Source organism: Pseudomonas sp. EB271-G4-1 (assembly GCF_058791355.1).
Window position 1 is genome coordinate 74,286 of sequence record NZ_JBYTEO010000030.1, and the last position, 14,429, is coordinate 88,714.

Genomic DNA, 14,429 nt, shown 5'->3' on the forward strand with positions numbered 1-14,429 from the left:
TAACAGCAAGCGGCAAGCACCGGAGCACAATGCTTGATCCCGCTGTTACTGAATCTGACTGATAAGGATGCAGGAAGGTTCCCACAACCGGCCATTCAATTTCGGCTAGCCACCAACTTGTCCTGTGCCGCATTGCGCAACGCTGCGATAACACAGGGCTCCAGGCGTCCTTCAGCAATCAGCACATCGCGGTGCAGGCCGTCGACGACATCCGTCAACTGACGCTTGTCGGCCAACTGCGCCTGATTGAACACCCGATCGACCACTATGGCACCGATAGCATTCTTCAAGGTCACCCGGCATTCGCCATGTATGCCTGACGGGGTTAACGTCACCTGGTACGGGCTCAGAGCCTCACCGAGCAATAGACTGATACTTTCCATCCGATCACCACTCAATAGTCCGAAAACAAAGTGCCTGGGGCGTGTGTACTGTAAATGACCGCTGGGCCGAGTAGATAGTTCTGAAAACCGCGTGCAGTTGAGCCTGCGCCTGCGGTCGATAGAGCATGCACGGCGAAGATGACAGGGAAAAAACATCAGCCTCACGCCTGTCCGGCCAAACGGTACCTCCAGAGTAGCGAGAGCAAACCAGACAGGCTGGCGGCCAAAAGGCCCCATCCAGCCCATGGGGCAAATTGTTGCCAGGCTGTCGGGAGGGGATCGCCATCGAGCCACTTCGAACGCAAGGCACGTAGTTCAGCGGGAGGAAAAGCCTCGAGGGCCTTGTTGAGGATGCTCAGCAGTTGCAATTGGCCTTTGCGCACCGTCAGGTAGTCCGGGTCCCACTGGCCTTCCACGATTTGCCCCACCTGAAGCTGGCCCAAGGGTAAGAGTCGTGCGCCTGTTTCGCTTTCGATGGTGGCATGGGCCTCCCCGCTTTCCACCAGCGCGCGGGCTTGCGCGTAGGTCTTGACCGAACGCAAATCGATGGTGGGGTGGTCACGACGAATCACCGCTTCCAGCACATGCCGGGTCGGCAGTACCAACACGTGCTTGGCCAACTGCTGCAGTGACTCGACCTGCGGTGCCCCGGCCCGCCCGACAAACACCCAGCCAGAGCCGCCATAGGAATGACTGAAATCCAGGAACACCCTGCGCTCGTCATTCATTGCCAGCGTGGTGCTCATGTCCGCTTCTGCGCGCTCCAGGCTTTGAAGCATATGCTCAATGGAGAATGACTCGACATGGACAAAGCGCAGCCCCGTCATGGCGCTGATGCGATCGAGCATGTCCCTGTTAAGGCCGCTCCACTGGCCATGTTGATTCTTGAACAGGTAGCGCGGGTATTCCAGCGACGCTACCTTGACGGGCGGATGCCCGGCAATCCATTCAAGTTCCCGGGCATCCAGCGCGATCCGGACACCGCCGCCCGCCTTTTCCGGTTCACGAGCCGGATCAGGCGCGGCGATTGCCCACTGGGCCAAGATGAACAGGACACTGAGCAATAGCAGCCAGCACGCCGCTGGCCTGGATCGTCTGTAAACCGGCATTGCCACATCCTTGCAGATCCGTTCGTCCCTCTCCGTGGACGAATCCTGTTGGCAAGTGTGGCATGCAAAAACAACAAAGCCCGTCAGTAGACGGGCTTTGTTGTGTGACAGGGTTTGCCCGTTACAAAGGCTTACCGCGGTTACCGTGCTGGCTGACAAAGGCCTGCACGGCCTTCAGGTCATTCGGCAATACGGTGCAGCGCTCGTCTCTTTCAAACAAATCAGAAAGATGTGCAGGCAGCTCGAGGGCTTTTCCTACACCGGCTTTCTCCACGGCGTCCGGGAATTTGACCGGATGGGCCGTGCCCAGGATCACCATCGGGATATCCAGGCTGCGACGGCATTCGCGGGCGGCCTTGACGCCGATCGCGGTGTGCGGGTCCAGCACTTCACCGGTCTGTTCAAAGACCTCGGCGATGGTTTCGCAGGTTTGCTCATCGTCAACGGCCAGTGAGTCGAACAGTTTGCGCGCTTCAGTCCAGCGCTCCTGCTCGACGCTGAAACCGCCGCCCTGCTTGAAGCTGTCCATCAGCCCGGCAATCGCCGCGCCATTGCGACCGTGCAGGTCGAACAGTAGGCGTTCGAAGTTCGAGGACACCATGATGTCCATCGACGGCGACAGGGTCGCGTGCAGGGTTTCCTTGACGTACTGGTTGCCGCTCATGAAGCGGTGCAGGATGTCGTTGCGGTTGGTGGCGACGATCAACTGGTTGATCGGCAGGCCCATGTTGCGTGCCAGGTAACCGGCGAAGATGTCGCCGAAGTTACCGGTCGGCACCGAGAACGCCACCGAGCGCGCCGGACCGCCCAGTTGCAGGGCTGCGTGGAAGTAGTAGACGATCTGGGCCATGATCCGCGCCCAGTTGATCGAGTTTACCGCCACCAGGCGCGTGCCCTTGAGGAAGCCCTGGTCGGCGAAGCTCGCCTTGACCATTTCCTGGCAGTCATCGAAGTTGCCTTCGATGGCGATGTTGTGAATGTTCTCGCCGAAAATGGTTGTCATCTGCCGACGCTGCACTTCGGACACACGGTTGTGTGGGTGCAGGATGAAGATGTCGACGTTTTCGCAGTGCTTGCAACCTTCGATGGCCGCCGAGCCGGTATCGCCGGAAGTGGCGCCAACGATCACCACGCGCTCGCCGCGTTTTCCCAGCACGTAGTCGAGCAGGCGACCGAGCAGTTGCAGGGCGAAGTCCTTGAACGCCAGGGTCGGGCCGTGGAACAGCTCCAGCACCCATTCGTTACCGTTCAGCTGACGCAGCGGCGCGACGGCGCTGTGGGCAAACACACCGTAGGTTTCTTCAAGGATCTTTTTGAAATCGGCATCCGGGATGCTGCCGGTGACGAACGGACGCATAACGCGGAAGGCCAGCTCGTGATACGGCAGGCCGGCCCAGGAAGCGATTTCTTCCTGGGTGAAACGTGGCAGGTTTTCCGGGACGTACAGACCGCCGTCGGTGGCAAGGCCTGCCAGCAGGACGTCTTCGAAATTCAGGGCCGGTGCCTGGCCGCGGGTACTGATGTAACGCATGACTGACTCCATTGGGACAGTGTTCGCAATGCCGGGCGCCGGTCACGGCGCCCGGTAATCGATAACGGCTTAGTTCAGGTGCTCGACGCGAATCCGCACGACCGGGCCAACCACGCCCTGGAGCGCTTCCAGTGCCTTGATGGCGTCGTTGATACGCTGTTCCACCACACGGTGGGTCAGCAGGATCATCGGTACCAGGCCATCGTGCTCCTCGGCTTCCTTCTGCATGATCGATTCGATGTTGATGCCACGCTCGGACAGGATGCTGCCAACCTGGGCGAGGACGCCCGGATGATCCTTGGCCTGGATCCGCAGGTAGTACGCGCTTTCGCAGGCATCGATTGGCAGGATCGGGTGCGCCGACAGCGAATCCGGCTGGAAGGCCAGGTGCGGTACGCGGTTTTCCGGGTCCGAGGTCATGGCGCGAACCACGTCCACCAGGTCGGCAATCACCGACGAAGCGGTCGGTTCCATGCCAGCACCCGCACCGTAGAACAGGGTCGACCCGGCGGCGTCGCCGTTGACCATCACCGCGTTCATCACGCCGTTGACGTTGGCGATCAGGCGATCGGCCGGGATCAGCGTCGGGTGCACGCGCAGCTCGATACCGGCCGCGGTGCTGCGCGCCACGCCCAGGTGCTTGATGCGGTAGCCCAACGCTTCGGCGTAGTTCACGTCAGCGGTGGTCAGCTTGGTGATGCCTTCGGTGTAGGCCTTGTCGAACTGCAACGGGATGCCGAAGGCAATGGACGCCAGGATCGTCAGCTTGTGCGCCGCATCGATGCCTTCGACGTCGAAGGTCGGGTCGGCTTCGGCGTAGCCCAGGGCTTGCGCTTCGGCCAACACGTCTTCGAAGGTACGGCCTTTCTCGCGCATCTCGGTGAGAATGAAGTTGCCAGTGCCGTTGATGATGCCAGCCACCCAGTTGATGCGGTTGGCGGACAGGCCTTCACGGATCGCCTTGATCACCGGGATGCCACCAGCCACGGCTGCTTCGAACGCAACGATCACGCCCTTCTCGCGTGCCTTGGCGAAAATTTCATTACCGTGAACGGCGATAAGCGCCTTGTTCGCGGTGACCACATGCTTGCCATTCTCGATGGCCTTGAGTACCAGCTCGCGGGCAACGGTGTAGCCGCCCACCAGCTCTATGACGATGTCGATCTCAGGGTTCGTGGCCACTTCGAAGACATCGGTGGTAATCGCAATACCGGTCGTTTGGAACTGAGGCTTTGGCGTGCGCGTGGCAATTTGTGCCACTTCGATTCCACGCCCGGCACGACGAGCAATTTCCTCGGCGTTGCGCTGAAGTACGTTGAAGGTACCGCCACCGACGGTCCCTAACCCACAGATGCCTACTTTGACCGGTTTCACTGTGAACTCCCCATAAAACGGCCGACTCGAGGCCGGCCGTGAAAACAGCCGCATGCTCGCGGCTCACTATTGATGGCCCGACTGAGCTGCCGTCGGACCACACGCGTCAAAGGCTGACTCGAATTACTTGGCGCCCAGCGCCAGTTTGGCGACTTGTGGCGCTGGCTGATAGCCCGGAATGACCTGACCGTCCGCCAAAACGATGGCCGGTGTGCCGTTCACACCAATCGACTGGCCGAGGGCGAACTGCTTGGACACCGGGTTATCGCACTTGGCGGCCTTGATTTCCTTGCCGTCGACCATCTTGTCCATGGCCGCTTTCTTGTCTTTGGAGCACCAGACCGCCTGCAACTGCTCGTCACCCGGCGAACCCAGGCCCTGGCGCGGAAACGCAACATAGCGCACTTCGATGCCGCGCTTGTTCAGTTCAGGCACTTCGGCGTGCAGTTTATGGCAGTACGGGCAGGTGGTGTCGGTGAACACGGTGATGTGCGACTTGGTTTCACCAATGGCCGGGTACACCACGGTTTCCGCGACAGGGATTGCGTTGACCAGCTTGGAAACGCCCAGGCGTTCGGTCTTCTCGGTCAGGTTGACCGGCTTGCCGTCCTTGAGCTGGAACATGTATCCCTGGACGACGTACTGGCCGTCGGCACTGGCGTACAGCACACGGCTGCCCTGGAGCTTGACTTCATACAGGCCCGGCAGCGGGCTGGCGGAGATACTTTCTACCGGAACTTCGAGCTGGAGGTTTTCCAGGCTTTTACGAATAGCTTTATCGGCCGCGTCATCGGCGACGGCAAAGGTGCTGACCAACGCAATGGCGGCGGCGGCGAAAATCTGGGTCAGACGCATGAGAACTCCTGAAGGCGGACAAATGAGACGCTCAGAACGCCCGTGCCGAAACACCGGGTCATAAACGCCCATCGTGCAAACCGGCAAAGCCTACCACATAAGGCTCGCGTGGCCGACTCCCGGTGATACAAGGCATCGCAGACCGTTTCTCTGTGGGAGCGAGCCTGCTCGCGAAAGCAGTGTGCCAGCCAAAGATGGTGTAGCTGGTCCACCGCATTCGCGAGCAGGCTCGCTCCCACAGGGGACAACATCAACCTCGAGGGTGGTGTTTGGCGTGCAGGTCCTGCAACCGCGCCCGGGCGACGTGGGTATAGATCTGCGTGGTCGACAGGTCGCTGTGGCCGAGCAGCATCTGCACCACCCGCAGGTCCGCACCGTGATTGAGCAAGTGCGTGGCGAACGCATGGCGCAAGGTGTGCGGCGACAGCGACTTGCCGATCCCGGCAACCTTGGCCTGGTGCTTGATCCGGTGCCAGAACGTTTGGCGGGTCATCTGCTCGCCGCGCAGGCTCGGGAACAGCACATCGCTGGGCCGCCCGCCGAGCAACTCACCACGACCATCGCGCAGATATCGTTCGACCCAGACAATCGCCTCCTCGCCCATCGGCACCAGCCGCTCCTTGCTGCCCTTGCCCATCACCCGCAACACACCCTGGCGCAGGTTGACCTGCTCCAGCGTCAGGCTGATCAGCTCTGTCACCCGCAGGCCACAGGCATAGAGCACTTCGAGCATGGCCCGGTCGCGCTGGCCGATGGCCTCGCTTAAATCCGGTGCCTTGAGCAAGGCTTCGACGTCAGCTTCCGACAGGGATTTGGGCAAGGGCCTGCCCAATTGCGGCATATCCACGCGCAAGGTCGGATCGATGGCGATCAGCTTTTCCCGCAGCAGATAACGATAAAAGCCGCGCACACCCGAGAGAAATCGCGCCGTGGATCGGGGTTTGTAGTTCTGTTCCAGGCGCCAGGCCAGGTGATCGAGAATCAATTCTCGACCGGCATTGACCAGCTCCAGGCCCTTCTCCTGCAGCCAGCCATTGAACAGGGCCAGATCGCTGCGGTAGGCATCGCGGGTGTTGTCGGAAAGACCCTTTTCCAACCACAGCGCGTCGAGAAATTGGTCTATCAGTGGATGATCGATAGCAGGCATGATCGCTCTAGGCACGCGATCCTGGGACAGCATGCGAAAAAAGGGTGAACGGAAAAATCGCCGCTAGTCTTTCATAGCCGGCTACTTCAAGGAACAGGAGCCTCAATGAACGAACAGCAAATACTGTTGGCGATTGGCGGAATCGGCGCGGCGGCGCTGGGTTGTCAGTGGTTGGCGTGGCGCTTGAAATTGCCCGCGATCCTTTTTCTGTTGCTAACCGGGATTCTGGTCGGACCGATCCTGGGGTGGCTCGACCCGCAAGCGATGTTCGGACCGCTGCTGATGCCATTGGTGTCACTGGCAGTGGCGCTGATTTTGTTTGAAGGCAGCTTGACGCTGCATCTTTCGGAATGGCGCGAGATTGGTAGCGTCGTGCATCGGTTGGTTACCATCGGTGCGCTCTCGACCTGGGTGGTCATCGCGGTCGCGACCCATTACTTGCTGGATTTTGACTGGTTGCTCGCCATTCTCTTCGGCAGCCTGACGCTGGTCACCGGCCCCACGGTGATCGTGCCGATGCTGCGCGTGGTGCGCCCCAAAGCCTCGATCGCCAATATCTTGCGCTGGGAAGGCATTGTCATCGACCCGATTGGCGCGCTGCTCGCCGTGGTGGTCTACAGCTTCATCATCGCCAGCGCGGCGGGCGAAGGCCTGAGCCATAGCCTGCTGACTTTCGGCGGTGTGATTGCGTGTGGCAGCGTGTTCGGGATAGCCGGTGGCTGGGTGCTTGGCATGATTATCCGACGTCAGTGGCTGCCAGAGTACCTGCACAACCTGGCCGCACTGGCCTCGGTGCTGGGGATCTTCATCACCGCCAATGCTGTGATGCACGAATCCGGCCTGCTGGCCGTGACCTTGATGGGCATGTGGCTGGCTAACATGAAGGGCGTGGATGTCCGGCACATCCTGCACTTCAAGGAAAACCTCAGCGTGCTGCTCATTTCGGGCTTGTTCATCTTGCTGGCGGCGCGTCTGGATCTGCACGCCATGATCGGCCTCGGGCCGCTGGTACTGATCCTGCTGCTGATCATCCAGCTCATCGCCCGCCCCTTGAACGTGATGCTCTCTACCGCAGGCTCGAATCTGAGCTGGCGCGAACGGGCGCTGCTGTCATGGATAGCCCCTCGAGGAATCGTCGCGGCGGCCGTGTCGGCGATTTTCGCGATTCGCCTGCATGAGGCCGGCCACCAGGGTGCCTTGCTGCTGGTGCCACTGACCTTTGCCGTGATCATTGGCACCGTGGTGCTGCAAAGTGCCACGGCGCGGCCACTGGCACGCTTGCTCAGCGTTGCTGAACCTGCGCCCAGCGGCTTCCTGATCGTCGGTGCCAACGGTCCGGCGCGAAACCTGGGCAAGGCCTTGCAGCAATTGGGCAGTCGCGTGCTCCTGACAGACTCGAGCTGGGAAAATATTCGGGCGGCGCGCATGGAGGGTTTGCCGACGTACTTCGGCAATCCGGCATCGCAGCATGCTGACGCGCACCTGGACCTGGTCGGGCTGGGGCATTTGCTGACGCTGTCGCCGTCCGGCGAACTGAACACGCTGGCGTCGATGCGCTTTCGTCATGACTTTGGACATCAACGCTTATTCGGGCTCGCCAGTGGCCAGGAGAGCCGACGCACCGACAAGCATCGCGCCAGCCATGAGCATCGAGGACGATTGCTGGGTGATGAGGATTTAACCTACGTCAAGCTGGCCAACCAGCTGCACCAGGGGGCTGAGTTCTACAGCACGCACCTGACCGAGGGCTTTGGTTGGGAGGACTATCAGGCATTGCACGGCGAACGTGCCACGTTGCTGTTTGCCCGTGATGACAGTGGCTGGGTGCATGTGGTGACGCCGGACAGTGCGGTCAAGCCTGCGGCGGGGTGGACGTTGCTGGCGTTGATTCAGCCGCAGGTCAGCGGCGCTGCATGAATCGAATCGCGAGCAGGCTCGCTCCCACAGTGGATCTTCAGTGGATGCAATATCTGTGAGCACCCAAGATCATTGTGGGAGCGAGCCTGCTCGCGATGGCCGTGACTCGGTTGCATGTCAGGCCGCGAACCGGAGAAATCGCAGGCAACAAAAAAGCAGCCCGTAGGCTGCTTTTTTCTGCATCGGAAGCTGGACTTAAGCCAGTTTTTCCTTGATGCGAGCTGCTTTACCCGACAGGTCACGCAGGTAGTACAGCTTGGCTTTACGTACGTCACCGCGACGCTTGACAGCCATGCTGTCGATTTGCGGGGAGTAGGTCTGGAAAGTACGCTCTACGCCAACACCGTTGGAGATCTTACGCACGGTGAATGCACTGTTAACGCCGCGGTTACGCTTGGCGATTACAACGCCTTCGAACGCTTGCAGACGCGAACGGTCGCCTTCCTTCACTTTCACCTGAACGACAATGGTGTCGCCCGGGGCAAAGGTAGGGATCTCTTTGGTCATCTGCTCTGCTTCGAGTGCAAGGATGATTTTGTTAGTCATGCTGTGCTCCTAAGGTAAATCGTCGGATCTACCATCGATACGTTGTTAACTATCGTCCCGCTCGCGGATGTATTCCTCGAGCAGCTTCTTCTCTTCTCCAGAAAGCGAGCGGCTTTCCAGAAGATCGGCGCGTCGTTCATAGGTCCGACCAAGGGACTGCTGTAAACGCCAACGCCGGATGTGCGCGTGATTGCCACTTAGCAATACGTCGGGAACACGCTGATCCGCATACACCTCCGGTCGGGTGTAGTGCGGGCAATCCAGCAAACCATCCGTAAAGGAATCTTCCTCGGCGGAGTCCGCATGCCCTAAAGCTCCAGGCAGCAGTCGTGTAACCGCATCGATCAGGACCATCGCCGGCAGCTCGCCGCCAGACAGTACATAGTCGCCAATCGACCACTCTTCATCGACATGAGCATCAATAAAACGCTCGTCAATGCCTTCATAACGACCGGCAATCAGGATCAGTGCATCCAGATTCGCCAACTCGCGTACCGCCGACTGAGTCAGTTGACGGCCTTGGGGGGACAGGTAAATCACCTTCGCTCCCTCCCCGGCGACTGCCTTGGCCTCGACCAGAGCATCTTCCAGGGGCTTGATCTTCATCACCATGCCCGGACCACCGCCAAAAGGGCGATCATCCACAGTGTGATGTCGATCCGTCGTGTAGTCTCGCGGGTTCCAACAGGTGAGCTGCAACAGCCCCTGTTTCACCGCCCGACTGGTGATGCCGTACTCGCTGATGGCGGAGAACATCTCGGGAAACAAACTGATCACTTCTACGCGCAAGTTAGCCACGCTTAGAAATCCGCATCCCAATCCACCTTCATCTCACCCGCGGCCAGGTCGACGGCCAACACGCATTGCTCGGTATAGGGCAACAGGCGTTCGCGATCATCCAGGCTGCCAGCGCAAGGCTTGACCACCATTACATCATTGGCGCCGGTTTCCAGAAGATGATCGATTTTCCCGAACAGTTGCCCGTGAGTATCGATGACCTTCAGACCTTCCAGCTGGTACCAGTAGTACTCGCCGTCGGTCAGTTCAGGGAACAGGTTGCGCGGCACGCAGATCTCATAACCGGCCAGAAGACGCGCTTCTTCACGATCATCAAGACCCTTGAGCTTTGCGACCAGGAACTTGTCGTTCCCGCGTCCGCTGACCAGCTCTACCTGCTTTACATTGCCGTCACGCTTAAGCGTCCAGGTTTTGTAATCCAGCAGGTTCTTAATCGGATCAGTAAAGGAATACACCTTCACTTCGCCGCGAACGCCGTGAACCGAGTAAATCTTGCCGATAACGATCAAATCATCAGCAGCAGCTGGCGTCGCGTTCATATTGCTCAGGCCGCAGCCTTAGCAGATTCCTTCAACAACTGAGCAACGCGCTCAGAAGGTTGTGCACCAACGCTCAGCCAGTAGGCTACGCGCTCTTGGTTCACGGACAGACGAACTTCTTGACCACGAGCAACAGGGTTGAAGAAACCAACCTGTTCCTTGTGCGAACCGTCGCGCGGGTTGCGGCTGTCGGTTACGGTCAAGTGGTAAAACGGGCGCTTTTTGGAGCCGCCAAGGGCAAGACGGATTGTTAGCATGTGAACATCGTTCCTGTAGTCGGTGCTGCAAATCTAAAGGCACAGCGGGCATGGGTGCCCGAAAGGCCGCATATTCTAAGGAATATCCGGACTTTTGCAAATGACTTTTTCCGGCTGCCTTTCGGCCGCCATCAAGATTTGCTATAGAGCCGTCGGTAAAAACGGCCGGTCAGCTCCCGCCAAGTGCGGGTTTGCTGTGAATCCCACGTCCGTGTGGGCTGCGCAAGAGCAAGCCCTTGCGCGAATTCTTTACATTTTTGGCATGCCGCCGCCGGGCAACATACCGCCCATGCCGCGCATCATCTTGGCCATTCCGCCTTTCGCGGTGAATTTCTTCATCATCTTCTGCATCTGCTTGTGCTGCTTGATCAAGCGACCGATGTCCTGCACCTGGGTGCCGGAACCCATGGCGATACGACGCTTGCGCGAACCACTGATCAGCTCAGGGTCACGACGCTCGGCCGGGGTCATGGAGTTGATGATGGCTTCCATTTGCTTGAACTGTTTCTCTGCCGCGCTCTGGGCATTGCCCATCTGCGCCAGGTTCACACCGCCCATGTTCGGCAGTTTGTCCATGAGGCCGCCGAGGCCGCCCATGTTCTTCATCTGTTGCAGCTGGTCACGGAAGTCTTCGAGATCGAAGCCCTTGCCCTTCTTCAGCTTCTTGGCCAGCTTGTCGGCCTTGTCCTTGTCGAGGGTCGCTTCCGCCTGCTCGATGAGGCTGAGCACGTCGCCCATGCCGAGGATGCGCGAGGCAATACGCTCTGGGTGGAACGGGTCGAGCGCTTCGCTCTTCTCGCCCATACCGATGAACTTGATCGGCTTGCCGGTGATGGCACGCACCGACAGGGCGGCACCGCCACGGGCGTCGCCGTCGACCTTGGTCAGGATCACGCCGGTCAGTGGCAGCGCATCGCCGAAGGCCTTGGCCGTGTTGGCGGCGTCCTGGCCGGTCATGGCATCGACCACGAACAATGTTTCGACCGGATTGATCGCGGCGTGCAACGCCTTGATCTCGCCCATCATCTCTTCATCGATGTGCAGGCGACCGGCGGTATCGACGATGACCACGTCGATGAATTTGAGTTTTGCTTCCTTGATAGCCGCTTGCGCGATCGCGACCGGCTTCTGGCTCAGGTCGGACGGGAAGAAGGTAACGCCGACTTCACCCGCGAGCATTTCCAGCTGCTTGATCGCCGCTGGGCGATAAACGTCCGCGGACACGACCATGACCGACTTTTTCTTGCGCTCTTTAAGGAAGCGCGCAAGTTTGCCGGCGGTGGTGGTTTTACCAGCACCTTGCAAACCGGCCATCAGGATGACCGCTGGCGGCACGGCGCTCAGGTTCAGGTCTTCGTTGGCCGCGCCCATCAGGCTTTCGAGCTCGGCCTGGACGATCTTCACGAAGGCCTGGCCCGGCGTCAGGCTGCGCGACACCTCGGTGCCGACAGCGCGTTCCTTGACCGAATTGACGAAGTCCTTGACCACCGGCAGGGCGACGTCGGCTTCGAGCAACGCCATGCGCACTTCGCGCAGGGTGTCTTTGATGTTGTCTTCGGTCAGCTTGGCCTTGCCGGTGACATGGCGCAGCGTCTGCGAGAGACGGTCGGTTAAGTTTTCAAACATTGCGCGATCCTTTCAGGCCCTGTGTAGACCGGGATAATGGCGGCCCAGACCGGACTAAACGTGTGCTCGGCGAGCCTGCGGCGTGGGCAGGTCGCGGATTATAGCGAAGACTGCGTCTGGCGGACACCTCGCACTTTCGTGTCGCGTGGGTTCTATGCCAAACTCAGCGCCTTTCGGGCTTGCCTAACAGGACTTATGCTCCCCTTGTCACCCAGTTTGCTTGCTACCCTCGCCGCCGCCTGCCTATACGCCGCTGCGACCTTCTATCAAGGCACTCGCCTGGCCACCGGAGCCAAGGCCAACAAGCGCCTGCTGGTTACGCTCGGCGTGCTGGCGGTGCTGGCCCACAGCGCCAGCCTGGTGACCCACCTGCTGACCCCGATTGGCCTGGGCCTGGATTTTTTCAGCGCCGCCAGCCTGATTGCCGTCGCAGTCATCGCCCTGACGCTGCTGGCCTGCTCACGGATTCCGGTGGAAAACCTGCTGGTGCTGCTGTTCCCCCTGGGCGCATTGACCGTGCTGCTGGCGCAGTTCGCCCCCGCCGGTACTGTGCAAATCATCGATGAGGAGCCAGGCATTCTCGCCCACATCCTGTTGTCGATCCTCGCCTATGGCATGTTCACCATTGCAGTGTTCCAGTCGCTACTGCTGCTGCTCCAGGATCATCAACTCAAGCACAAGCACCCGTCCGGGCTGATCAAGAACTTCCCGCCGCTGCAAACCATGGAAAGCCTGCTGTTCGGCTTCCTTTGGGCTGGCTGGACACTGTTGTCGCTGTCGCTGATCTCCGGCTGGCTGTTTGTCGACAACCTGTTCGCCCAGCACCTGGTGCACAAGACCTTGCTGGCCTGCCTGGCCTGGATCGTCTTCAGCGTGCTGCTCTGGGGCCGTAACCGCCTTGGCTGGCGAGGTCACAAGGCCATTCGCTGGACCCTGGCCGGTTTTTGCCTGTTGATGCTGGCGTATTTCGGCAGCAAGCTGGTTCGTGAATACATCCTGCACATCTGACGGGCGGCAATAATGGACGACTTGCCCATAGGGCCGATGCTTGCAGTAGTGGCCTTGCTGATATTGTGGTCAGGCCTGTTTACTGCCATAGAAGCCGCGCAGCAGCACTTGCTGGCCCAGCGCAATGCCTCGCGCGCCAGCGACAAACCGCTGGCCAGGTTGAGCTTCCCCCTCGTCAGCCTGATTTTCTGCAATACCCTGTGCCGCGCCCTGGTAATGGTCATCTGTACCTTGCTGGCGATTTTTACCTGGGCTGAAAACGGCCCATGGCTGGCGTGTGCAGGCGCCGGTGCCCTTCTCTTGATCCTGGCCGACTACCTGCCGCGAGCCCTCGCCACCCGTCATCCGGATGCGATCCTGGCCCTGGGCAACAACTTGCTGGCCATCCCCCTGAAGCTTGTATATCCCGCAGCGTGGCTGCTCAACGCCATCAGCCAGTTTCTGTTGCGCCCGTTCGCTCGCAAAGCCAATGTCGTGCAACAGAGCGAAGACGAGCCCGTACCGCTGCGGCACGACCCTCACGGCCATCAAGAGCATGCTGTCAGCCGCCCGCACGCTCTGCCGGGCATCCATGCACTGGATAACATCACGGTCAACGACATCCTGGTACCGCGCAGCGAGGTCGACGGGATCAACCTCGACGACCCGATCGAAGACATCATCGAGCAACTGCGCCACAACCAGCGCACCCGCCTGCCGGTGTTCCACAGCGACATCAACCAAGTGGAAGCGGTGCTCAATACCCGGCAAATCGGCCATTTGCTTCCCGACGGCAGCCTGACCCTGGAAGCCTTGCTGGCGGCCTGTCGCGAACCCTATTTCGTCCCTGAAAGCACCCCGCTGCAATTGCAACTGCTGAACTTTCACAAGCAACAGCGGCGCCTGGGCATGGTGGTCGACGAATACGGCGAAGTCCTGGGTATCGTCACCCTCGAAGACATTCTCGAAGAAATCGTCGGTGAATTCGAAAGCCAGCAAAGCCAGGACAACCCACATATCCATCCACAGGCCGATGGCCGCCTGGTGATCGATGGTGCCGCCTCGATCCGCGACCTGAACAAGAGCCTCGGCTGGCACCTGCCCAGCGACGGCCCGAAAACCCTGAACGGTCTGGTGACCGAAGCGCTGGAAACCATCCCGGACTGCCCGGTATGCCTGAAAATCGGCCGCTATCGACTGGAAATTCTCGAGACCGAGGATAACCGTGTCACGCGGGTGCTGATCTGGCACAACAGTTCTGTACCGGCAGTTGCATCAGTCCAATAGACCGGTAAAAGATCGTCCGAACGCGGCCCGAGCCTTCGGCAGCTCCTACATGTGTTACGCGTCCCTGTAGGAG

Annotated in this window: 13 protein-coding genes and 1 pseudogene; 3 read left to right on the forward strand and 11 right to left on the reverse strand. The window is 59.8% G+C overall.

Features of this window, described 5'->3' with window-relative positions:
• Window positions 1–95 precede the first annotated feature (95 nt).
• From AC3WWR_RS16770 to xerD, 6 genes and pseudogenes are all read right to left on the reverse strand, one after another.
• Entirely contained in the window at window positions 96–383 is a 288-nt protein-coding gene (locus AC3WWR_RS16770; protein ID WP_020795651.1) for a DUF3509 domain-containing protein, read from the reverse strand.
• A gap of 173 nt (window positions 384–556) precedes the next feature.
• Window positions 557–1,492, reverse strand: a pseudogene (locus AC3WWR_RS16775) (transporter substrate-binding domain-containing protein); the annotation flags it as partial.
• Between the two features lie 121 nt (window positions 1,493–1,613).
• Window positions 1,614–3,023: a threonine synthase gene (gene thrC, locus AC3WWR_RS16780; protein ID WP_492598893.1), complete on the reverse strand. Its 1,410-nt coding sequence runs from the start codon at window positions 3,021–3,023 to the stop codon at window positions 1,614–1,616.
• Between the two features lie 69 nt (window positions 3,024–3,092).
• The gene (locus tag AC3WWR_RS16785; RefSeq protein WP_033041889.1) at window positions 3,093–4,397 is read right to left on the reverse strand and encodes a homoserine dehydrogenase; all 1,305 of its coding nucleotides are present in this window, start codon (window positions 4,395–4,397) and stop codon (window positions 3,093–3,095) included.
• Between the two features lie 123 nt (window positions 4,398–4,520).
• Window positions 4,521–5,252 (reverse strand): bifunctional protein-disulfide isomerase/oxidoreductase DsbC, encoded by a 732-nt coding sequence (dsbC, locus tag AC3WWR_RS16790; protein WP_034149004.1) that lies wholly within the window; start codon window positions 5,250–5,252, stop codon window positions 4,521–4,523.
• A gap of 250 nt (window positions 5,253–5,502) precedes the next feature.
• Window positions 5,503–6,399: a site-specific tyrosine recombinase XerD gene (gene xerD / locus AC3WWR_RS16795; protein ID WP_033041885.1), complete on the reverse strand. Its 897-nt coding sequence runs from the start codon at window positions 6,397–6,399 to the stop codon at window positions 5,503–5,505.
• Window positions 6,400–6,504: 105 nt separating this feature from the next.
• Between xerD and AC3WWR_RS16800 the strand changes: the two genes are divergently transcribed.
• Entirely contained in the window at window positions 6,505–8,316 is a 1,812-nt protein-coding gene (locus AC3WWR_RS16800) for a cation:proton antiporter (protein WP_033041886.1), read from the forward strand.
• A 195-nt stretch (window positions 8,317–8,511) separates the two neighbouring features.
• Here AC3WWR_RS16800 and rplS read toward each other — a convergent pair whose 3' ends face one another.
• From rplS to ffh, 5 genes are all read right to left on the reverse strand, one after another.
• Window positions 8,512–8,862: a 50S ribosomal protein L19 gene (rplS, locus tag AC3WWR_RS16805; RefSeq protein WP_003175895.1), complete on the reverse strand. Its 351-nt coding sequence runs from the start codon at window positions 8,860–8,862 to the stop codon at window positions 8,512–8,514.
• 45 nt (window positions 8,863–8,907) lie between these two features.
• Complete coding sequence (gene trmD / locus AC3WWR_RS16810; RefSeq protein ID WP_020795644.1) at window positions 8,908–9,660, reverse strand: tRNA (guanosine(37)-N1)-methyltransferase TrmD; 753 nt, start codon at window positions 9,658–9,660, stop codon at window positions 8,908–8,910.
• A 2-nt stretch (window positions 9,661–9,662) separates the two neighbouring features.
• Window positions 9,663–10,199, reverse strand: coding sequence for a ribosome maturation factor RimM (gene rimM / locus AC3WWR_RS16815; protein WP_020795643.1), 537 nt, complete (start codon window positions 10,197–10,199; stop codon window positions 9,663–9,665).
• A gap of 5 nt (window positions 10,200–10,204) precedes the next feature.
• Window positions 10,205–10,456 carry a 30S ribosomal protein S16 gene (gene rpsP / locus AC3WWR_RS16820; RefSeq protein ID WP_003198088.1) on the reverse strand — a complete coding sequence of 84 codons (252 nt, stop codon included), beginning with the start codon at window positions 10,454–10,456 and terminating at the stop codon, window positions 10,205–10,207.
• Between the two features lie 249 nt (window positions 10,457–10,705).
• On the reverse strand, window positions 10,706–12,082 hold the full coding sequence (gene ffh / locus AC3WWR_RS16825) for a signal recognition particle protein (protein ID WP_020795642.1): 1,377 nt from the start codon (window positions 12,080–12,082) through the stop codon (window positions 10,706–10,708).
• A gap of 195 nt (window positions 12,083–12,277) precedes the next feature.
• Between ffh and AC3WWR_RS16830 the strand changes: the two genes are divergently transcribed.
• Window positions 12,278–13,090 carry a cytochrome C assembly family protein gene (locus tag AC3WWR_RS16830; protein WP_151140576.1) on the forward strand — a complete coding sequence of 271 codons (813 nt, stop codon included), beginning with the start codon at window positions 12,278–12,280 and terminating at the stop codon, window positions 13,088–13,090.
• A gap of 12 nt (window positions 13,091–13,102) precedes the next feature.
• Complete coding sequence (locus AC3WWR_RS16835; protein ID WP_151140574.1) at window positions 13,103–14,356, forward strand: HlyC/CorC family transporter; 1,254 nt, start codon at window positions 13,103–13,105, stop codon at window positions 14,354–14,356.
• The last annotated feature ends 73 nt before the right edge of the window (window positions 14,357–14,429 follow it).

Excerpts from the sequence above, each read along its gene's own strand:
- AC3WWR_RS16770 (WP_020795651.1), bottom strand. The coding sequence starts at position 383 with ATGGAAAGTATCAGTCTATTGCTCGGTGAGGCTCTGAGCCCGTACCAG.
- rpsP (WP_003198088.1), bottom strand. The coding sequence starts at position 10,456 with ATGCTAACAATCCGTCTTGCCCTTGGCGGCTCCAAAAAGCGCCCGTTT.
- rimM (WP_020795643.1), bottom strand. The coding sequence starts at position 10,199 with ATGAACGCGACGCCAGCTGCTGCTGATGATTTGATCGTTATCGGCAAG.
- AC3WWR_RS16830 (WP_151140576.1), top strand. The coding sequence starts at position 12,278 with ATGCTCCCCTTGTCACCCAGTTTGCTTGCTACCCTCGCCGCCGCCTGC.
- AC3WWR_RS16800 (WP_033041886.1), top strand. The coding sequence starts at position 6,505 with ATGAACGAACAGCAAATACTGTTGGCGATTGGCGGAATCGGCGCGGCG.
- rplS (WP_003175895.1), bottom strand. The coding sequence starts at position 8,862 with ATGACTAACAAAATCATCCTTGCACTCGAAGCAGAGCAGATGACCAAA.
- thrC (WP_492598893.1), bottom strand. The coding sequence starts at position 3,023 with ATGCGTTACATCAGTACCCGCGGCCAGGCACCGGCCCTGAATTTCGAA.
- AC3WWR_RS16835 (WP_151140574.1), top strand. The coding sequence starts at position 13,103 with ATGGACGACTTGCCCATAGGGCCGATGCTTGCAGTAGTGGCCTTGCTG.
- ffh (WP_020795642.1), bottom strand. The coding sequence starts at position 12,082 with ATGTTTGAAAACTTAACCGACCGTCTCTCGCAGACGCTGCGCCATGTC.
- xerD (WP_033041885.1), bottom strand. The coding sequence starts at position 6,399 with ATGCCTGCTATCGATCATCCACTGATAGACCAATTTCTCGACGCGCTG.
- dsbC (WP_034149004.1), bottom strand. The coding sequence starts at position 5,252 with ATGCGTCTGACCCAGATTTTCGCCGCCGCCGCCATTGCGTTGGTCAGC.